Annotated in this window: 18 protein-coding genes; 9 read left to right on the top strand and 9 right to left on the bottom strand. The window is 43.2% G+C overall.

Going from position 1 to position 19,676, the window contains the following annotated elements; genetic code table 11:
* Positions 1 to 7 precede the first annotated feature (7 nt).
* From HYI04_RS08440 to HYI04_RS08430, 3 genes are read left to right on the top strand one after another with little or no spacing between them, the layout of a single operon-like run.
* Positions 8 to 946 carry an ABC transporter permease gene (locus HYI04_RS08440; RefSeq protein ID WP_004695335.1) on the top strand — a complete coding sequence of 313 codons (939 nt, stop codon included), beginning with the start codon at positions 8 to 10 and terminating at the stop codon, positions 944 to 946.
* 7 nt (positions 947 to 953) lie between these two features.
* Entirely contained in the window at positions 954 to 2,099 is a 1,146-nt protein-coding gene (locus HYI04_RS08435) for an ABC transporter permease (protein WP_010327373.1), read from the top strand.
* Positions 2,100 to 2,109: 10 nt separating this feature from the next.
* The gene (locus tag HYI04_RS08430) at positions 2,110 to 3,840 is read left to right on the top strand and encodes an ABC transporter ATP-binding protein (RefSeq protein WP_010327372.1); all 1,731 of its coding nucleotides are present in this window, start codon (positions 2,110 to 2,112) and stop codon (positions 3,838 to 3,840) included.
* Positions 3,841 to 4,004: 164 nt separating this feature from the next.
* Here HYI04_RS08430 and rluB read toward each other — a convergent pair whose 3' ends face one another.
* The 6 genes from rluB to HYI04_RS08400 form a co-directional block, all read right to left on the bottom strand.
* Positions 4,005 to 5,111 (bottom strand): 23S rRNA pseudouridine(2605) synthase RluB, encoded by a 1,107-nt coding sequence (rluB, locus tag HYI04_RS08425; protein ID WP_010327371.1) that lies wholly within the window; start codon positions 5,109 to 5,111, stop codon positions 4,005 to 4,007.
* A gap of 41 nt (positions 5,112 to 5,152) precedes the next feature.
* On the bottom strand, positions 5,153 to 5,740 hold the full coding sequence (scpB, locus tag HYI04_RS08420) for an SMC-Scp complex subunit ScpB (protein ID WP_010327370.1): 588 nt from the start codon (positions 5,738 to 5,740) through the stop codon (positions 5,153 to 5,155).
* On the bottom strand, positions 5,740 to 6,534 hold the full coding sequence (locus HYI04_RS08415) for a ScpA family protein (RefSeq protein WP_005400316.1): 795 nt from the start codon (positions 6,532 to 6,534) through the stop codon (positions 5,740 to 5,742). Before HYI04_RS08415 ends, scpB begins: the two co-directional genes overlap by 1 nt.
* A 449-nt stretch (positions 6,535 to 6,983) precedes the next feature.
* Positions 6,984 to 7,250: a hypothetical protein gene (locus HYI04_RS08410; protein WP_010327369.1), complete on the bottom strand. Its 267-nt coding sequence runs from the start codon at positions 7,248 to 7,250 to the stop codon at positions 6,984 to 6,986.
* Positions 7,251 to 7,304: 54 nt separating this feature from the next.
* Entirely contained in the window at positions 7,305 to 7,922 is a 618-nt protein-coding gene (locus tag HYI04_RS08405; RefSeq protein WP_004695345.1) for an L-threonylcarbamoyladenylate synthase, read from the bottom strand.
* Between the two features lie 85 nt (positions 7,923 to 8,007).
* Complete coding sequence (locus HYI04_RS08400; RefSeq protein WP_010327368.1) at positions 8,008 to 8,670, bottom strand: elongation factor P hydroxylase; 663 nt, start codon at positions 8,668 to 8,670, stop codon at positions 8,008 to 8,010.
* Between the two features lie 97 nt (positions 8,671 to 8,767).
* On the opposite strand from HYI04_RS08400, the gene HYI04_RS08395 reads away from it, so the two are divergent.
* From HYI04_RS08395 to lysM, 6 genes are all read left to right on the top strand, one after another.
* Entirely contained in the window at positions 8,768 to 9,325 is a 558-nt protein-coding gene (locus HYI04_RS08395; protein ID WP_004982945.1) for a DUF177 domain-containing protein, read from the top strand.
* A gap of 76 nt (positions 9,326 to 9,401) precedes the next feature.
* Positions 9,402 to 9,584: a 50S ribosomal protein L32 gene (gene rpmF, locus HYI04_RS08390; RefSeq protein WP_004279227.1), complete on the top strand. Its 183-nt coding sequence runs from the start codon at positions 9,402 to 9,404 to the stop codon at positions 9,582 to 9,584.
* 176 nt (positions 9,585 to 9,760) lie between these two features.
* The gene (fabD, locus tag HYI04_RS08385; protein WP_010327367.1) at positions 9,761 to 10,747 is read left to right on the top strand and encodes an ACP S-malonyltransferase; all 987 of its coding nucleotides are present in this window, start codon (positions 9,761 to 9,763) and stop codon (positions 10,745 to 10,747) included.
* Positions 10,744 to 11,478, top strand: coding sequence for a 3-oxoacyl-ACP reductase FabG (fabG, locus tag HYI04_RS08380; RefSeq protein WP_010327366.1), 735 nt, complete (start codon positions 10,744 to 10,746; stop codon positions 11,476 to 11,478). The genes fabD and fabG overlap by 4 nt, the downstream gene beginning before the upstream one ends.
* 86 nt (positions 11,479 to 11,564) lie before the next feature.
* The gene (gene acpP / locus HYI04_RS08375) at positions 11,565 to 11,801 is read left to right on the top strand and encodes an acyl carrier protein (protein ID WP_004695351.1); all 237 of its coding nucleotides are present in this window, start codon (positions 11,565 to 11,567) and stop codon (positions 11,799 to 11,801) included.
* A gap of 245 nt (positions 11,802 to 12,046) precedes the next feature.
* Complete coding sequence (gene lysM, locus HYI04_RS08370) at positions 12,047 to 12,520, top strand: peptidoglycan-binding protein LysM (protein WP_004982938.1); 474 nt, start codon at positions 12,047 to 12,049, stop codon at positions 12,518 to 12,520.
* Between the two features lie 66 nt (positions 12,521 to 12,586).
* Here the strand turns inward: lysM and HYI04_RS08365 are convergent, their stop codons facing one another.
* From HYI04_RS08365 to atzF, 3 genes are read right to left on the bottom strand one after another with little or no spacing between them, the layout of a single operon-like run.
* Positions 12,587 to 13,291, bottom strand: a complete 705-nt coding sequence (locus HYI04_RS08365; protein ID WP_010327365.1) for a GntR family transcriptional regulator — start codon at positions 13,289 to 13,291, stop codon at positions 12,587 to 12,589.
* 3 nt (positions 13,292 to 13,294) lie between these two features.
* Positions 13,295 to 16,897, bottom strand: a complete 3,603-nt coding sequence (uca, locus tag HYI04_RS08360; RefSeq protein ID WP_010327364.1) for an urea carboxylase — start codon at positions 16,895 to 16,897, stop codon at positions 13,295 to 13,297.
* 20 nt (positions 16,898 to 16,917) lie between these two features.
* Positions 16,918 to 18,747, bottom strand: coding sequence for an allophanate hydrolase (gene atzF / locus HYI04_RS08355; RefSeq protein WP_010327363.1), 1,830 nt, complete (start codon positions 18,745 to 18,747; stop codon positions 16,918 to 16,920).
* Between the last annotated feature and the right edge of the window lie 929 nt (positions 18,748 to 19,676).

Genomic DNA, 19,676 nt, shown 5'->3' with positions numbered 1-19,676 from the left:
CATTTTTATGCTGGCATATATTATTCGTCGAATTTGGCAAATGATCCCGACCATGCTTGGGGTGGTGTTGCTGATTTTCTTCTTGTTTAACTGGGTCGGTGGCGACCCTGCCTATATTTTGGCAGGGAAAATGTCGAACCCTGAACAGATTGAAAATATCCGACAGCAGCTTGGGGTCGATCAGCCCTATTATGTGCAACTGTGGATTTTCATTAAGCAGATTTTGACTTTTGATTATGGGTTAAGTTGGAGTACAGGAGAGTCAGTATCGCAAATCATCACGACACGACTCGGGCCTTCACTGACTTTGCTCATTCCACTGACGATCTTACAAACCATCATTTCTATTGTGTTGGCTTTGGCGGTAGCAGCGGTACGCGGCAGTTTAACGGATCGTATGGTGATGATGCTGTGTACGATTGGCATGTCGATCAGTATCTTGGTGTATATCATTGTTTTTCAGTATGTCTTTGCCTATCAGCTGAGCTGGTTTCCAGTCCAAGGCTGGAGTGATAGCTTTAGCGAAAACCTGTTTAAGTATGCTTTATTACCTATTCTGATCATGTTGGTGGTCAGTATTGCCCCGACTTTACGGTTGTATCGTAGTTTTGTTTTGGATGAAGTCAATCAAGACTATGTTCGTACTGCACGTGCCAAAGGAATTGGCGAACGGCGCATTTTAGGTGTGCATGTGCTACGCAATGCCTCGATTCCAATTATTACAGACGTGATGGCAAGTTTGCCTGCTTTGCTGATTGGTGCATTTTTGATTGAGCGTTTCTTTGGTATTCCGGGCATTGGTCGTGAAGTGATTATTGCGGTAGAGCGTAGTGATTTTCCTGTGATTAAAGCCATTACTGTGTACGTTGCTCTCGCAACGATGTTTTTCAACTTGATTGCCGATTTGATTTATAAATGGGTCGATCCACGTGTACAGTTGAAGTAGGTGAATTATGCTCAGTGTTCTCACTAAAAGAAAACCAGATACTGCTGAACCTACAACAGCATCTACAGGGCTATGGCAACTCGCCATGCGCCGTTTAAAGCGCGATCGAATCGCCATGTTTTCCCTCCTAATCGTACTGTTTTATTTGGTGCTGTTAATTTTGTCATCCACAGGATTGATTGCAAAAGACTGGAATAAAGAAGTCGCGGTGAGTTATGCACCGCCTACGTTTATCGGTGCAGCAGCGATACCTGCTACGCAAAGTGAAACACAAAAAGTCGAAGCGGCTGTGCCTGAAAACCCTGTCGATCCTTTAAAAGATGTGATTCGTGAGCTCAACGCAGAAATTGCTGCTGAACAGGGTGTAGGTGGTGCTATTGATTACTATGGGGTTGTTGATCCTTTAGCTGAAGACATGAAAGCGATTGACCAAGCGCTGGATGGTCATTTACTAGATCAGCAAGCGGAACTCAAGCAAAGCCTGATTTTAGGTGCCGACAAATGGGGACAAAGTGTTTTACTGAAAACCATTAAAGGCGCAGAAACATCAATTATTGTGGGCTTAGTCGCAGCTTTTCTTGCTGTCGTGATTGGTACCGTTCTAGGTGCAATTTCGGGCTACTTTGGTGGCTGGATCGATGATGTCTTGAACTGGTTTTATAACATTTTTACTTCGATTCCTTATCTGCTCTTGGTTTTAGCGATTGCTGCAGTACTACAACAAAAAGGCGTCTTATCCATTGTTTTGATTTTGGGTTTAACGGGGTGGACGGGAGTATATCGTTTAATTCGTGCCGAATATATGAAGCATACTTCGCGGGAATATGTGCTGGCGGCAAAAGCGATTGGAGTGAGTCATAGCCGACGTATCTTTGTGCATATATTTCCCAATGTCAGTCATATTGCACTGGTTCAAATGTCAATTTTAGTGGTGGCCTTTATTAAGTCAGAAGTGATTTTGAGCTTCCTAGGTTTTGGTGTCCCTGTCGGTGTGGTGTCATGGGGCAGCATGTTGAATGAGGCGCAAAGTGAATTGATTTTAGGCAAGTGGTGGCAGTTAGCGGCTGCATCTGTGGCGATGGCTGTTCTGGTCACTGCATTTTCAATGTTTACCGATGCACTGCGAGATGCATTAGACCCGAAACTGAAATAGGAGCATGAGAATGTCTGAACTCAATCATATGACAGCGCCAGCCTTACTTCAGGTGGAAAACTTGCGTGTCAGCTTTAAAAATGAAGAAAAGCAGTACATTGAAACAGTCAAAGGCATCAGTTTTAGTATTCCAGTGAATACAACTGTGGCCTTGGTTGGGGAGTCAGGCAGTGGGAAGTCGGTCACATCGCTAGCGACCATGGGACTATTGCCTCCTGAAAGTAGTCAAATTGCTTTGGACAGTAAAATTCTGTTTGAGGGGAAAAACCTACTCGACTTACCGCGCCGTGAAATGCGGAAAAAGTGCGGCAAAGATATTGCCATGATTTTTCAAGAGCCGATGTCATCACTGAATCCTGTGTTTACGGTAGGTTCACAAATTGCAGAAATTTTGCAGTTACATTTGGGCATGAGCCGTAAGCAGGCGCGTGTACGTGCTTTGGAACTCTTGATAGAAGTTGGGATTCCATCTCCTGAAACCAAGATTGATGCATATCCGGGGCAATTGTCGGGTGGGCAGCAGCAGCGTGTTATGATTGCCATGGCAATTGCGTGTAAACCCAAACTATTGATTGCCGATGAACCGACGACAGCGCTGGATGTCACCATTCAAAAGCAAATTTTAAATTTGCTGGAGTCGTTGCGGAAGAAGCATCAAATGTCGATGCTGTTTATTACCCATGATTTGGCTTTGGTCGGGGAAATTGCCGATCAGGTTATCGTAATGCGGCAGGGTCAAATTCGTGAACAAGGCAGGGTTAAAGATGTGCTTGAACGCCCTCAAGATGTCTATACCAAAGCGTTGTTGCATTGCCGTCCGCAACTATCTAAACGTCCCATGCGTTTGCCCATGATCAGTGACTTTATGCAACAAAAGGGCGATGACTATATTGAAACGCATACTGTCGATGTCGAGTCACTTCAACAAAGATCTCGCGGCTTAACTGGCCAAGAAGAGATCATTTTAGATGTACGTGACCTTAAAAAGTCATTTTATAGTCGTAAAGGATTATTCGGCAAAGAGGAGTTTCAAGCGGTCAAAGGCGTGAGTTTCCAACTGGCAAAAGGCAAGACTTTGGGCTTGGTGGGTGAGTCTGGTTCGGGGAAAACCACCATTGGATTATTGCTGATGCGTTTACAGGAGGCGACAGGAGGAAAAGCGCTGTTTGAAGGTCAAGATATTTTGGCCATGTCAGAAAAAGAGTTTGCTCGGTATCAACGCAAGATTCAAATCATTTTCCAAAATCCCTATGCATCACTCAATCCTCGTTTTACTGTAGGGCAGATTTTAATGGAGCCGATGCAAGTGCATCGTATCGGGGCGGATGATACTGAACGCAAACAGATGGCTTTGGACTTGTTGGAACGCGTGAGCTTACCTGCACAGGCTTTTTATCGTTATCCACATGAGTTTTCAGGCGGACAGCGTCAACGTATTGCTATTGCCCGCTGTCTAACTTTAAAACCTGAGGTTTTGATTTGTGATGAGTCGGTATCAGCATTGGATGTTTCGGTACAAGCCCAAGTACTGAATTTGCTACAAGATTTACAGGATGAATTTGGACTGAGTTATATCTTTATTTCACATGATTTATCAGTGGTGAAATATATTTCAGATCAAATCATGGTGATGAACCATGGTGATTTGGTGGAAATAGCCAATTCAGATGATTTGTACCAGTCACCGCAGCACGAATATACCAAACGCTTACTCAGTGCTATTCCACAAAGTGTGTCATGAATGGGTGGTGGCTGTTGGCGGGAGAATAAAAACGCTCAATAGGTTGGGCGTTTTTTATGAGGAGCTTGCAGCTTGTTCGTGTTACAGAATAGAAAGTGATTATTGCAGCGTAAACACATATAAAAAGAGCCACTCGAAAGTGGCTCAAATTTTGACTTTAAAAATTAAAACTTTTTAAAGCCTTTATTTCCAAAAGGTTTACGTGGCGCATTTTCATCACGCGTGTCGCGTTGACCATAAGTGCCTTTGTTGCCAAAGTTCTCTGGACGGCTGTCACGTTGTGCATAGCCTGAGTTTTGGCGTGGTTCACGTTGACCATAACCAGTTTGTGCATTGTCCTGACGACGTTGGCTATGTCCATTTGGATTTTCACGGCGTTCACGATTGAAAGCTGGCTTCGCTTGTTGTTGGCCTTCATCTTCATTGTCACGGCGCTGTTGGCGTAAGAAACCACCACGACGCGCAGCCATTGGTTTTTCTTGCATACGTTCAGTACGACGTTTTGCCATGCCGTATAAACCAGTGCCTTGGCGCGGCTTTAGCTCAACCGCTTTGGTTAAGTTGTCGATGTCGTTTTTGTCCAACTCCATCCAACGACCGGTACGTAGTTCGCGTGGTAAAATAACCGTGCCATAACGTGTGCGGAGTAGACGGCTGACTTTTAAACCTTGCGATTCAAAAATACGACGTACTTCGCGGTTACGACCTTCTTTTACCACCACTTGATACCAACGGTTAATCCCTTCACCGCCAATTTCAGAGAATGACTCAAATTTCGCTGGGCCATCATCTAACACCACACCTTTGAGCATGTTGTTCTTAATTTGAGGCGTCACTTCACCCATAACACGTACAGCATACTCACGTTCAACTTCATTTGATGGGTGCATCAAGCGATTCGCGAGTTCGCCATCATTTGTGAACAATAGTAGACCTGTTGAGTTAATATCCAGACGACCCACCATCACCCAGCGATCATTCGCGATTGCAGGTAATTGATCAAATACCGTTGGACGTGACTCAGGGTCATTGCGTGAACAAATTTCGCCCTCTGGTTTATAGTAAATCAGAACACGACGACGAATTTCATCTTCAATTTGGAACGATACTTTACGACCATCGATGCGAAGCTCATCACCTGGTTCAATACGTTCGCCTACTTGGGCAACTTGGCCGTTGACACTCACACGACCAGCGGCAATGACTTCTTCCATATAACGGCGAGAACCCAAACCAACTCGTGCGAGTACCTTTTGCAACTTTTCACTCATGACAGCATAACCTTAGAAATTATCATCAACAGTTCACCTATTTACGACTTCGGTGCATTCGCATCGAGCGCCATAAAAGCTTCCTTGGCATCCTGCAGGGGAGGCAACTGACCTAAAGAATTTAGGCCAAATGCATTTAAAAATTGGGGCGTCGTAACTAACAACGCAGGTCTTCCTGGGAGTTCACGAAAACCAGATTCTTTAATCCAGTTCCAATCAAATAACGTGCGTAACAGTTGACTGTTATTTGAGACTCCTCGAATTTGTTCTATATCTGCTCGAGTGACGGGTTGATGATAGGCAACCACGGCCAACATTTCGAGTAGCGATGGCGAGAGACGAGTTGGTCGCTCTGGCCACGTTTGTGCAACGATTTGACGGTATTTTGCTCGAACTTGAAAACGAAAACCTTGAGCAGTTTCAATCAGTTCAATCGAACGACCATGTTGTAACATGGCAAGTTGTTGTAAAAACTGGCGTAAATCTTGTTTGCTATATTGATTTTGGAACGATTCTTTCAATCGTGCAAGTGAAACAGGCGCATCACTGGCAAAAATAATCGCTTCTAACTGCATCAACACTTCATGCAAGTTATCTTCATTTGTTACAGGAGCGGTTTGTTCTAACATTATTTTTTGACTCCTTGTATCGAAAGCGGTGCTTCAACACCTGAACTCACAATTTGAATACGTTGCTGACGGGTTAGCTCTAAAATGGCCATAAACGTCACGACCATGCCCATACGACCTTGGATGGGACGCAGTAAAGATTCAAAAACTAAAACTTCACCTGAAGCGACTTTGCTTTCAATAAAAGCCATGCGCTCTTCAAGTAAAACTGGTTCTTGTGCAATTTGATGGGTAATCGGCTCAGGTCGGTTAAATACACAGAACAGTGCATCACGTAGCTGTTGCACATCATGACCGTCATTATTATCTAGAGTTTGGCCTAAGCTGACATTGGTTGAGAAGGTGTCTCGCTCTAATATAGGCATTTGCCCCAAGCGTTCAGCCGCTTGTTTAATTCGTAGGTAAGTTTCTAAACGGTCAATCAGCTCTTGTTTTGGGTCTTTTTCAATTTGGATTGCATTGGGTGCTTTTGGCAATAGCAAACGTGACTTTAAATCAGCCAAGAGCGCGGCCATCACCATATAGTCTGCTGTCAGCTCAATGTTAAGCGACTTCATGGCATCCATATAAGACAGGTATTGCGCTGCAATCGGGGCAATATCTAACTGTAATAAGTCAAAGCCATTTTTTTGAATCAGGTAAATCAGAAAGTCGAGTGGTCCTTCAAAATGCTCTAAAAGAATTTCAAATGCAGCGGGAGGAATATATAAATCCTCAGGGATGGAGTCATGCCACTCATCCATAACACGGATTTGTGGGAGATCTTCCATGGCATTATGGACGGATTGATTCATTACAGTTATTGGCCACGCGAATTTTCAAAGGCATGATTATGTTTTTTCGAATCAGTACTTAGGAGAAAAAGTAGAGGTGATTTAAAAAATACATAATTTTAATAGGGCTTAGTGTAAAACAAATTGCGGTGTGAATACATGATTTCACCGACCAAATAACAAAAAAAGCTGTAAATAAATATAGAGTATTTATTTGTGTGATGCTTTTTATCCACTGATGTCGTAGCTAAATTTGCAGAAATGGGGTGGGTTTGAGACAACTTGGCACACTTAGGGCCTAGTCCTGTGGTTTGCAAAATAATCGATTTGCTGCAGATAGTTAGATGGGTGATACAGATTTATTGAGATTAGATTAGTGATGGACAACGCTTTAATTTTATAAATGGTTTGAAAGAGTGAAGAGAGTAGCTGAAGCTCAAGTTAATGTCAGTTGACGCCAAAGAAAAGATTTACTCAGGTGCTTGTAGCGCAAATTCAATGATGCGCTGACAGCTGTCTTGTAGGCAGAGATTTTTGGGTTCGAGGTATTTGAAATATTGTTGGATGGTCGAGATCGGTAGGAAATAGTTGTACAGATTCTTTTCCCACATAATGCAGTTGATTGAGCTATGGCGTTGCACCAAAGTCTCGGACTCAAGCGTCCAAGGACGCTGCACATATAAATTATGTTGCTCGGGAAATTGGTTGAGATTGAGCAAAACCATAAACAGGGTCATGTTGATCTCTTGAGAATGTGAGATTCAGTTTCCCTAGCGAATAAATGCAGCGCATCACTCAAATGCGCTGACATCGCCAAGCCCACGGCGAATCACTTCAGGGTGATCACCTGATAAGTCGACAATACTGGTGGTGCTCAAGGTACCCAGCCCGCTGTCGATAAACACATCAATTCGTTTTGATAGTTGCATTTCTATATCATAGGGATCATCCAGTGGTTCTTCCTGATTCGGCAGGATTAAGGTACTGGTTAGTAGTGGTTCACCCAACTCTTTGAGTAACATTTGGCACACTGGGTTACTTGGAATACGTAAACCAATGGTTTTTTTCTTCGGATGCATCAAGCGTTTAGGCACTTCACTGGTTGCAGGCAAAATGAACGTGGTCACGGCTGGTGTATTGTTTTTCAGTAAACGATACATAGCATTGTCGACTTTGGCATAAGTGGCAATATCGGACAGATCCGCGCAAATGATGGCATATTGATGTTTGGCCCCAAGGCCGCGAATTTGAGCAATCCGCTCCATGGCATTTTTATTCCCAATCTGGCAGCCAATGGCATAAGCGGCATCGGTCGGGTACACCACCACATCGCCTGCGCGAATCCGTTCTACTGCTTGGCTGATTGAGCGTGCTTGAGGGTTATCAGGATGGACTCTTAAATGAAGCATCGTTTTTATCTCCTGATGGTTTTTTCAACATTATCGCGCTTTATCTCGGTGCTGTTCAATGGCCAAAATGTGAATCGTGCTAAATTTAGTCGAGCATTTCTCTTTGAAATTCATCGCTCTGTAATGTTTTGCCAGCACGAGTACATAGGCAAATACAGTCAATGAAGTGTTTTGCATCACGTGGTAATTGAGCTTGGCCTGAAAAATAAGCCTGAACTTGAGCGAAAACATGGTCTTTGAAGCGGTTGCCGTCACCACCTTCACCAGTCAGATTGTCTAAGGAAACACGGAACTTCCGACCAAAAGCTGTGGCAAATAACCATTCAATGGCTTGTGGTTTAATTTCAACCTGTTCAAATAAAGCTTGTTGCTCAGCCGTACGACCATCGGGTGCATACCAGTAGCCTAAGTCTGGGAGTAGACGGCGTTTATCTCCTGCAATGCTCCAATGGCTGATTTCATGTAAGGCACTATTAAAAAAACCATGGGCAAATTGGATGCGTGCAGGGGTGCTGTCAATCGCGGGAAAATATTCAGGTTCAAAGTCACCTTTAACCAAGTTGACATTCAGGTGGGAAAACCAACGATTAAAGTGTAAGATGAGCCAATCAACTTGTTCTGCTTCTGTACACAAATTCTCCCACGTCGAGAGTTGCACTTGGCGGTTTGAAATGTCAGAATCGACAGTTGAAATTGTGCTCACAAGTGATGAAATACTCACTTCTGTTTGCGGCTGCAACAGATGCATGACTTAAGTTACCCAAATGGTCTGTCTAAATAAGTACAAAATTGTATCTTAATCTTTGACAGAGTACTGATGAATTTGTAGAATTGCCGCCTTAATTATGTCAGCAAATACCTTTCCGGCACAGATTGAGCCGTTTAAATGGGCCGAACAAGGCTTTACATGGTCAGGAACACTGCCATTGTCTCGCTTTGCTCGTATAGCCCGTGAAGCTGTTGGATCAATTGATGATCAATTGATTAACATAGACTGTAAGCTATCAATGGATGCGTATCATCGTATTGTATGGCTAGATGGTCACGTTGAAACGAACGTTCCAATGGAATGCCAGCGCTGTTTAGGCACGGTAAACATTGAACTCGTTTCAGATTTTCATCTAGCTCTAGTGGATGATGAGTCACTGATAGAGCGCTTGGATGAGGATGCTGATTTCATCGTCTTAGGTGAAAGTGAAGCAACGACGAAAGGTAGCTATGATGCGCCTGCGACGGCTGATTTACTGTCTCTGATAGAAGATGAATTGTTATTGTTGATGCCTTTGTCTGCTAAGCATGACGCTTGTGAACATAAGCACCAACCTGCCGTTGAAGAACTTGTTGAAGAAAAGCGGGATAATCCGTTTGATGTTTTGGCAAGTTTGAAGGGTAAACTTAACTAATTTTTGTGTTATACTCTTCCGTATAAGACAACTGAATTTGTTCTGATCCATATTTTTCGATTTGTAAGGAGCCATCATGGCCGTTCAGCAAAACCGTAAAAGTCGCTCTCGCCGTGACATGCGCCGTTCACATGACGCTTTAACCGAGAATGCATTAACTGTAGACCAAGCTACTGGCGAGACTCACCGTCGTCACCACGTATCTAAAGATGGTATCTACCGTGGTCGTCAATTATTCGCTAAAGCATCTGCTGAATAATTGTCGAAGCATTAAGCTTAAAGCTTAGTCGAAAAAAGGGGAGCGTAAAGCTCCCTTTTTTTGTTGTCGAATTTTTATCGCTGCTGTTTTTGTTGTATTTGGCAATTACATCGACCTAAATTAAGTGTTAAATTTTCGCTCCATAAACGAGAGCAAAGACAAGAAAGGACTTTTTTATGTCTGCGAAACAACTTGATCAAGTCGCTCAGGCAACAAAAACAGCTTTTGTATTTCCCGGTCAGGGTTCACAAAAGGTTGGCATGTTGGCTGAATTGGCAGAACAATTTGCCAGTGTTGAAGCAACATTTGCAGAAGCCTCTAAAGCGGTTGGATTCGATTTGTGGCACATTGCACAATCTGGTGAAGGTTTAGACCAAACTGAATTTACCCAACCGGTATTGTTAACTGCCAGCATTGCTTTGTGGCGTGTATGGTTAGAACTTGGTGGTGTTGCACCAAAGTATTTGGCGGGACACTCACTTGGTGAATACAGTGCGTTGGTTGCAGCAGGAAGTCTAAGCTTAGGCGATGCAGTCAAGCTGGTAAACTTGCGTGGCAAGTTAATGCAAAGTGCTGTACCTCAAGGTAAGGGTGCAATGGCAGCAATCTTAGGTTTAGATGATGCGCAAGTTGTTGCTTTATGCCAACAAGTTTCGAGTCAAGCTGAAGGTTCAGTTGAAGCGGCTAACTACAATGCTCAGGGTCAAGTGGTGATTGCTGGTGAAAAAGCAGCAGTTGAAGCAGTCATGGCTTTAGCCAAAGAAAACAGCGGCAAAGCGATTGCATTACCAGTTTCTGTTCCATCGCATTGTTCATTGATGAAGCCTGCTGCAGAACAGTTCGCGCAAGCTTTGGAACAAACTGCCATTGAGCTGCCTAGCATACCTGTAATACAAAATGTGGGCGCGGAAATTGCTACAGATGTAGCACAAGTCCGCCAAGCACTTACAGCTCAGTTATATGAGTCTGTACAGTGGACCAAAACAATGCAGTTTATTCAGGATCAAGGGATCCAATATGTTGCAGAGTGTGGTCCAGGCAATGTTTTGGCAAACTTGGCAAAACGTCTACCTAATATTGAAAAAGCATTTCCACTCGATAGTAAATCACGCTTGGAAGATGCACTAAATGCCATTTTAGTGGCTGAAGGAAAAATTGCATGACACAGGAACGCAAAATTGCACTCGTGACAGGTGCAAGTCGAGGGATTGGTGCTGCCATCGCTCAGCAACTTATTCAAGACGGTTATTTTGTTGTGGGTACTGCGACATCTGAGCCAGGTGCAGAAAAACTTGCTGTAAGCTTCGGTGAACACGGTGCAGGTAAAGTGCTTGATGTTCGTGATGGTGCTGCCATTGATGCGCTTGTCACTGACATTGAACAAAACTATGGCCCTGTGTTGGTTTTGGTGAACAATGCTGGGATTACCAAAGATAATTTGTTACTACGTATGTCAGAAGATGACTGGGATGACATTTTAAATATCCATTTAAAAGCAGTTTACCGTTTGTCGAAACGCGTTTTAAAAGGTATGACCAAAGCGCGTTTTGGGCGAATTATTAATATTAGTTCTGTGGTTGCACATTTTGCTAACCCAGGTCAGGCCAACTATTCAGCAGCGAAAGCTGGTATTGAAGCATTTAGCCGTAGCCTTGCAAAAGAAATGGGTAGCCGTCAAATCACTGTAAACTCAGTGGCGCCTGGTTTTATTGCAACAGAAATGACTGAGCAATTAAGCGAAGATATCCGTAAAAAAATGAGCGATCAAGTGGCCTTGAACCGTTTAGGTGATCCACAAGATATTGCAAATGCGGTGAGCTTCTTGGCATCAGACAAAGCAAATTACATTACTGGTACGGTAATGCATGTAAATGGTGGTCTATACATGAGCTAATTGGCTGATGGATAAACTTTCAAAATTTTAAAGATTCAATTAAACTAACGGCATTAAAAACGCCACAAGCAATGAGGAGAATTCCTGTGAGCGATATCGAACAACGCATCAAGCAAGCAGTTGCAGAACAACTTGGTCTTAAGGCTGAAGAAATCAAAAACGAAGCATCTTTCATGGATGACTTAGGTGCTGACTCTTTAGACCTTGTTGAGCTTGTTATGTCTTTCGAAAACGACTTTGACATCACAATCCCAGATGAAGATTCTAACGAAATCACAACTGTACAATCTGCGATTGACTACGTTTCTAAGAAACTAGGTTAATACATATTGTTTCAGCTTTGCTGAATGGAAAAGCCACCCACTTGGGTGGCTTTTTTATGCCTTTCAAAAACGCAAAGCGCCTAACTCATCTTTAAAATCTGCTATTTACTGGGGTAACTTACAAAGCTTTACCTTAAGAGGACTATTCGCTACCAAATCTGTTGTCTTTTTTGGGTATAAAAAAGGGTGTCTCATTTTTGAGCATTCAATATAACAACACTGATATAACAAGATGGAGCATAAACATGGGTCTTTTTGATTTTGTTAAAGGCATTGGTAAGAAAAATACAGCAGCAGCCGAGCCTCAAGCTGCACCAAGCACACCAGCAGAGCCATCTGCTCAAGAAATTGCCAACAAGTTATTGGGTCATATCAAAGCATTGGGCTTACCTGTGACGGGACTTTCAGTTAGCTATAACTCCACCACGGATTTGGCGACAGTGAAAGGGCAAGTTCAGACTCAAGCCGATAAAGAAAAGATTGTTTTAGCCGTCGGTAATATTGACCATGTGGCACAAGTCGATGATCAACTCACTGTGGCTAGCCCTGAACCTGAAAGTAAGTTCTACACAGTTAAATCGGGCGATAATCTATCAAAAATTTCCAAAGCATTTTATGGTGATGCCAACCAGTACAATAAAATTTTTGAGGCCAACCGTCCGCTATTGAAAGATGCAGATGATATTTTCCCAGGCCAGGTCCTGCGTATTCCTGCTTAAATTAAAAGGCTAAAAAAGGCGCATGAAGCGCCTTTTTTATTTGAGAGTGGAATGTTGATCGAGTGCTTAGCGACTTGCTTTCACAACAGCATGCTGACTGAGCATACCTAAGGTAATTTTTTTTACCTCATCTCGACTTTGTTGAATGTGAGCGCTGATCTTTTCAACGGCAAGCTCCGTCTGTTGCTGTGCTATATAATTCAAAATGGCTTGATGCTCCGCATAGGTGGCTTCAATCCGATCTGTTTTTGAAAAATCGAGGCGACGAATAATGCGAATTTTTTCACTGACTTCTTGGTGAATTTTGATCATTTCTTGATTGCCAATGGCGCGAACCAATGCGCAGTGAAAATCTTCATCAATTTTCGCCATGGCTTTTAAACTTGACAGATACTGCTCAGGTGCAACCATCCAAATTTTGTGTAGGTGTTTCATTTCCTTCGAGGGCTGAGATGCACTGCTGCATAACTTTCGAATTGCATACTGCTCAATCATGATGCGTAGCTCATACAGCTCATCGTAGTATTGCAAGTTCAACGGACGGACAGTCCAGCCACTACGAAATGCTACCTCTACATAGCCTTCTTGTTGCAGTCGATATAGTGCTTGCCGTGCAGGCGTGCGGCTGACCTGATAGCTCAAGGCGATTTCGGATTCGGTAAAACGTTCACCAGGCATCAATTTGAAATCAAAAATATCGTTTTTTATTTGCTGGTAAACAAGTTCAGACAAATTGTCTGAACTTGAACCTGCACGTGTCATATTCGGCATGCGTTATTCCATATAAACCAAAGGCTCTCCGCTATGAACGGTTTGTCCAGCCCGACAAATAATGGCTTTGACAGTACCATCATCCGCAGCGTACACCGGTAATTCCATTTTCATGGCTTCAATAATAGCAATGGTTTCCCCTTTTTTCACAATCTGACCTTGTTCCACTAATATTTTCCAAATATTACCGGTCATCGAAGCATGTAGCGCTGCATAGGCACTGTAGTCGGTCTCATCAGGTGCTTCTGCAACCAGATGTTCTTGATGATCAACGCTTTCTTTCCATAAGCCCACTTCAGCACTAAAAGCGTGTTGTTGCTGTGCTTTAAACTCGGCAATGCTGTCTTTTTCATCTTCAAGCAGTTGTAAATACGCTGCATAGTCAAATTCAGTGTCTTCAATTTGAATTTGTGCTTGACCATTTTCAAAGTCGGCACGCCATTGCTCTAACTCTGACTCAGATACGGGGAAGTATTTGATTTGATCAAAGAATTTTAGAAACCATTGTTTGTCGCCAAACTGTTTGTTCTTTTTAAACTTATTCCAGATGGGTAGGGTGCGTCCGACCAGTTGGTAACCTCCCGGAGAGTCCATACCGTAGATACACATATACATGCCGCCAATGCCTACAGTACCTTCAGCGGTAAAAGTACGTGCAGGGTTGTATTTCGAGCTTAATAGGCGGTGGCGTGGGTCAATCGGTACTGCACAGGGCGCAGTGAGATAAACATCACCAAGGCCTAAAATGAGGTAATGGGCATTGAAAATAATTTCTTTGACTTGCTCTCGGCTGTTTAAACCATTGATACGTTGAATAAAATCGACATTGTTCGGTAGCCAAGGTGCTTTGGCACAGACACTTTCTTGATAGCGTTCAACAGCACCTAAAGTTGCACTGTCTTCAAATGCCATTGGGAGATGAATGATCCGTGACGGAATCTTGATTTGGCTTAAATCTCCCATTTGCTGTTCAAGCTTGAGTAGAAATTCGATCAATTGATGCTGTGGAAGCGTGAGTCCATCGTATTTGATTTGCAGCGAACGTACACCGGGAGACAGCTCCAATATGCCTTTAATATTGGCTGCGCGAATGAGTTGCATGAGCTGATGAACGCGTAAGCGTAGCGCCAAGTCTAAAACGTTGTCACCGTACTCCAGTAGAATATAGCTGTCACCCGCTTGGCGGTATACCGTGCGTGGAGACACATCAGTTGCCTCTAAGCTGGCAAGAATTGCGGATGGTGGAATGTCACTGCTTGGTGGCTCAGAATTAAGGGCTGCATGAGCAAAATTTTCGATCCGTTCAATTTGTTGTTGTTCTAAGGTATTGGCTTGTTCAACGGTTAAAGGATAAAAGCTGATTTTATCATCGGCTTTAAGTTGACCCACTTTCCAAAGTTCAGCTTTGGCAATAGTTACAGGGCAAACGAAGCCCCCCAGACTTGGCCCATCTTTGGCTAAAATGACAGGGAAGTCACCTGTGAAGTTAATTGCACCAATGGCATATTCACAGTCATGGACATTGGATGGGTGGAGTCCTGCTTCACCTCCATTTTCACGTGCCCAACTTGGTGTTGGCCCTGACAGTCGGATGCCTAAACGATTGGAGTTGAAGTGTACGGTCCATTCGGAGGCAAAAAACTCTTCAATATATTCGGGTTTAAAAAAGTCAGGTGCGCCATGTGGTCCATACAGCACCCCAATTTTCCACTCTTTGCCATAGCTTGGAATGAGTGCAGGAGATAGAGCCTGTGGTTCTTGCGTGGCTAAAGGTGTATCGCTATTTGGATGGGTTGTGTTGACGAGTTTGATCATGTCACCTGCACGAAGCACGCGTCCTGCATGCCCGCCAAAGTTACCTAAAGCAAAAGTCGAACGACTGCCCAAATATAGGGGGACATCGAGTCCATGACGAACGGCTAAATAGCTACGGCAACCAGATTCGACTTGTCCTAAGCGGAGTACTTGACCTGCGCGAATGTGAATCGGCTGCCAAAAGGTCACGGGCTTATCATCCAGTTGCGCAGGGCATGGCGCACCTGTCAGTGCAATCATACTGTCTTGGTGGAACTTGAGGCTTGGGCCTTGCAGGGTGAACTCGAAACCTGCAGCGCTAGCATCATTCCCTACAATTTGATTGGCCAATTGAAAAGCATAGTCATCCATAGGACCCGATGGTGGTACACCGATATCCCAATAGCCAACACGTCCCGGAAAGTCCTGAATTGAGCTTTGCGTGCCAGCTTGGAGTACTTCAATCACATTCGGTACGTAGTCAAAGTCATCTAGCAAGCGTGTCCAGATTTGCATTTGTGCAAAGCGTTCATCAGAGATCACGCTATGTGCATAGTCTAAATTGGTGCTGATGCCATTTAAACGAGTTTGAGAGAGCACACTTTTTAGTTGCTCAATGGCTTGTTCACGGGTGTCCGCATGTACGATGATTTTGGCAATCATTGGGTCAAAATATTGCGAAATTTCTGTTCCTGTTGAAACCCATGTATCAACACGACAATTGTCTGGAAATACAACTTCGGTCAGTACACCTGGGCTGGGTTGGAAGTTTTTAACTGGATCTTCTGCATAAATACGCACTTCAATTGCCGCACCTTGCGGTTGGATGTTGCTAAGTGCAGTCCAATCCAGTGTATCGCCCGCAGCGACTTTAAGCATGCATTCAATCAGGTCTAAACCCGTCACCATCTCAGTGACAGGATGTTCCACTTGTAGGCGCGTATTAACCTCAAGGAAGTAAAATTCATCACGTGCAGCATCATAAATAAATTCGACCGTACCTGCGCTGCGATAATTGACCGATTTGCCGAGTTCAACTGCTGCTTGGTGTAGTTTTTGACGTGTGGCTTCGGGCAGATGAGCCGCTGGGGTTTCTTCCACCACTTTTTGGTTACGACGTTGCAATGAACAGTCGCGTTCGCCCAATGCAACCACTTGACCTTGGCCATCACCAAAAATCTGAACTTCGACATGACGCGCACGGTCAATAAAACGTTCTAAAAATACGCCCGAATCTTTAAAAAATTGTGCGCCTAAACGTTTGACGCTTTCATAAGCTTCAACTAAGGCTTGTTCATTATCACAGCGGGTAAGACCTATACCACCACCGCCTGCGGTGCTTTTCAGCATGATGGGGTAACCAATCTCTGTAGCTGCTGAAATTGCCTCATCTAAGCTTTCAAGTAAGCCTGTACCCGGTGTCATAGGAACCTGTGCAGCCGCCGCCAGTTCACGTGCACGGTGTTTTAAACCAAACTCTAAAATTTGTGTCGCGGTTGGCCCCATAAAAGCAATATTATTTTTCTCACAAGCCTCTGCAAATTCAGCACTTTCTGATAAAAAGCCATAGCCTGGGAAAATAGCTTCAGCCCCCGTTTTTTGTGCAGCTTGAATCAATTTTTCAATGCTTAAATAAGTGTCAGATGGTTTTAAGCCGTCTAAAGCAATGGCAATGTCCGCGTCTTTGACATGTTGTGCGTAACGGTCACTGTCTGAATATACCGCTACACTAGTCATCCCCAGTTTTTTTAAAGTGCGAATTGCACGTACGGCAATTTCGCCACGGTTTGCAATCAATACAGTTTTAAACATTTTAAAATTCCTAAATTTGACTAAGCTTGTTCTACTTTTGAATTGTTACGGTGCTGGATATAGGCGCGCCAACCACCAAAGTGACTGATGTTTTCGGCATCGTTTAAGCCATAAGGTTCGCAAATGAAACCTTTCACCCATCGACCGTCTGCCAGTTCGACATTGCCCATGCCCAGTGGTGTCGGAATCTCTGCGACAAATTCTCCAAAGCGAGCGGTCGGTACATCCCACAGTTCAACAATGATCTGCTGACCGTGTTCATTGACTCGGGCTAGACCGGGTTTAGGTGGGATCGTGCCATTTAGGGCAAATAGGGCATAGTGTTCAGCGGTATGCGTGGTTTCCACAAGCACAGCATCACGGGTGAGCAATTGGAAGTTCAGCGGCATTCCTGTCAGGTGTGCGCCAACCACCGCAACACGGATATGATGTGGAGAGACTGTGTTCTGTAGCTTTGGAATAGATGCATATCGGTCTAAGGCACCCAGCTTTAGGTTCAAATGCATCTGCCAAATTTTTCCAAATTCAATCAGGGCTTGGTCATACCATGCAGGTGCAATTAGGCTGATACCGAAAGGTAAACCGTCGGTGCGGAAACCCGCGGGCAGAGCGAGGGCACTTAAATCGGCGAGGTTGGTAAAATTGGTATAAGTCCCAAACTCAGAGTTCAGACTGATCGGTGACTGCTCCATTTCTACAAGGGTATGAATGGTTGGGGAGGTAGGAACAATCAATGCATCAAATTGGGATAAAATATCTTGAATTTTTCGGCTTAAGTCTTGCTTTAAGTACTCTGCGTTATAGGCATCAACTGCACTAAAATCATGACCTTTTTGAATGATTGTGCGCACTGTCGGATCGAAAACATCGGGTTGCTGTGCCAACAACTTGGCAACTGCCGCCGTACGTTCTGCCACCCATGAGCCTTGATAGAGTTGGGCTGCTAACAGTTCAAATGCTGAAAAATCAATTTCAGTAATTTCAGCACCTAGAACTTTTAATTGTTCTACAGCCAGTTGAAAGGCATACTTAGCTTGGTCATCTCCAAAGAATTCCAGTTTTTGAGGAATAGCAAAATACGGTTTAGCCGAGAGTTTCACAGGTGCAGTCTTTGGATGCTGGCGTGAATAGCTATCTAACGCATCGTAGTGTTCTACCATTTGGGCAATGGTGTCGGCGTCTGTTACCGTTAAAGCAAAAATCGAAATACAGTCCAAACTTTTACAGGCTGGGAGTAGACCACGATTTGAAAAACGACCTTTAGTCGGTTTTAGTCCAATAATATTGTTAAATGCAGCAGGAACACGGCCAGAGCCTGCAGTATCTGTTCCGAGTGCAAAGGGCACCAAGCCACGAGCAACAACACTGGCTGAACCAGAGCTAGAGCCACCACTGACATAGTCAGCATTAAACGTGTTACTGACTGCACCAAAGGGAGAGCGTGTCCCTACGAGACCAGTTGCAAATTGGTCTAAATTGGTTTTTCCTACAACAATGGCCCCTGCATTTTTAAGCAGGCGAATGGTTTCAGCATCTTGTGTAGCAACAGTTGTCAGGGCTTTGCATGCGGCCGTGGTAACAAAACCAGTAACGTCGATGTTATCTTTCACTGCAAATGGAATACCATATAAAGGCAATTCTTTGCTGAGGTCTGTGGCTTGATCTGCTTTTTGTTTTAAGGCTTCAATTTGTTGGGAAAGTATTTCTGTCGTAGCAATTGAAATCCATGCATGATCAGGTTGTGGTAATTGCGCTACATAGTCGATTAAATCTTCAAGATGAATATCTTGGTTGAGATAAGCGGTTTGCCATTCTTGAAGTGTCCAGCCAATGCATTTGTTCTGACTCATTTTTTGCATTCCAACTTGTATACATGATGGAATACAAAAATGCAGAATCTATGCCAATCTAATCAATTTGATTTATCTTTGATTATAATTTTTATAAATCAATTGGTTAAGAGTAAATCTTTGGATTAATTGAGTGATTCTAAGTGTTTTTAGAGTTGCACCAAAACAAGCGCATAGGGGAGCTAATGGTGCTTTTTATGATCAAGCCTTGGGTAGTTTGACGTTAAACTATTTAAAAGTAGGGTTTAAATCATATTCGTTTTTTATGTGAATTAAAGCCAAAAGAATTGAGGTTAAAACATATTATAAAATAGGATGATTCAAAGAAAATATACACACTCAGTTTTTAATTTTTATGTATAACTTAATGTATTTGAGCTATACCAAATCTGGAAAGTTGCAGCTTCATTTAATTCGTGACCAATACAACTGTTGAAATGTGCAGAGATAATCAATAAATAACGCGTATAACTTATAATAAAAACTCTTATTTTTTATAATTTTGCATTTATCTTTTTTAATCTTTTCTGTGTATTTAACTTCATGACATAGAGTGATATACCTAAGTTGGCTGGATCTCAATTCAAACATCTGACGTGAATAACTGGGTCTTTTTTCAAATAATAATTGATGTACTTAACTTGCATTTATCCTGCATAAGGTGATGATCTAAACTGTCTGTCGTTAGCAGATCAATTGCTACTATGTATAAGCTATTGGCAGTAGGCTATGTATCTATGGGGGAGTGGCCTATATTATCCTGATAAGCAACAGCTTCGAGAATTACGGGTTATGTAGAATACTGGGCAGAGTAAAACTTGAAGTGCGACATAAACCACCTAATTAATTTAAAGGGTTTATGGAGTATATAAAATTGTCATACCATCATCTTAACTTTGAAGATCGTACTGCATTAATGCTTGAGTCAA

It is taken from the genome of Acinetobacter sp. SwsAc2 (assembly GCF_013391465.1).
Taxonomy (GTDB): domain Bacteria; phylum Pseudomonadota; class Gammaproteobacteria; order Pseudomonadales; family Moraxellaceae; genus Acinetobacter; species Acinetobacter johnsonii.
This window is presented reverse-complemented; position numbering and strand designations above follow the sequence as displayed.

Bases quoted from the DNA above. Each gene is read 5' to 3' on its own strand.
- HYI04_RS08440 (WP_004695335.1), top strand. From the start codon at position 8: ATGCTGGCATATATTATTCGTCGAATTTGGCAAATGATCCCGACCATG.
- HYI04_RS08435 (WP_010327373.1), top strand. From the start codon at position 954: ATGCTCAGTGTTCTCACTAAAAGAAAACCAGATACTGCTGAACCTACA.
- HYI04_RS08430 (WP_010327372.1), top strand. From the start codon at position 2,110: ATGTCTGAACTCAATCATATGACAGCGCCAGCCTTACTTCAGGTGGAA.
- rluB (WP_010327371.1), bottom strand. From the start codon at position 5,111: ATGAGTGAAAAGTTGCAAAAGGTACTCGCACGAGTTGGTTTGGGTTCT.
- scpB (WP_010327370.1), bottom strand. From the start codon at position 5,740: ATGTTAGAACAAACCGCTCCTGTAACAAATGAAGATAACTTGCATGAA.
- HYI04_RS08415 (WP_005400316.1), bottom strand. From the start codon at position 6,534: ATGAATCAATCCGTCCATAATGCCATGGAAGATCTCCCACAAATCCGT.
- HYI04_RS08410 (WP_010327369.1), bottom strand. From the start codon at position 7,250: ATGACCCTGTTTATGGTTTTGCTCAATCTCAACCAATTTCCCGAGCAA.
- HYI04_RS08405 (WP_004695345.1), bottom strand. From the start codon at position 7,922: ATGCTTCATTTAAGAGTCCATCCTGATAACCCTCAAGCACGCTCAATC.
- HYI04_RS08400 (WP_010327368.1), bottom strand. From the start codon at position 8,670: ATGCATCTGTTGCAGCCGCAAACAGAAGTGAGTATTTCATCACTTGTG.
- HYI04_RS08395 (WP_004982945.1), top strand. From the start codon at position 8,768: ATGTCAGCAAATACCTTTCCGGCACAGATTGAGCCGTTTAAATGGGCC.
- rpmF (WP_004279227.1), top strand. From the start codon at position 9,402: ATGGCCGTTCAGCAAAACCGTAAAAGTCGCTCTCGCCGTGACATGCGC.
- fabD (WP_010327367.1), top strand. From the start codon at position 9,761: ATGTCTGCGAAACAACTTGATCAAGTCGCTCAGGCAACAAAAACAGCT.
- fabG (WP_010327366.1), top strand. From the start codon at position 10,744: ATGACACAGGAACGCAAAATTGCACTCGTGACAGGTGCAAGTCGAGGG.
- lysM (WP_004982938.1), top strand. From the start codon at position 12,047: ATGGGTCTTTTTGATTTTGTTAAAGGCATTGGTAAGAAAAATACAGCA.
- HYI04_RS08365 (WP_010327365.1), bottom strand. From the start codon at position 13,291: ATGCCGAATATGACACGTGCAGGTTCAAGTTCAGACAATTTGTCTGAA.
- uca (WP_010327364.1), bottom strand. From the start codon at position 16,897: ATGTTTAAAACTGTATTGATTGCAAACCGTGGCGAAATTGCCGTACGT.
- atzF (WP_010327363.1), bottom strand. From the start codon at position 18,747: ATGAGTCAGAACAAATGCATTGGCTGGACACTTCAAGAATGGCAAACC.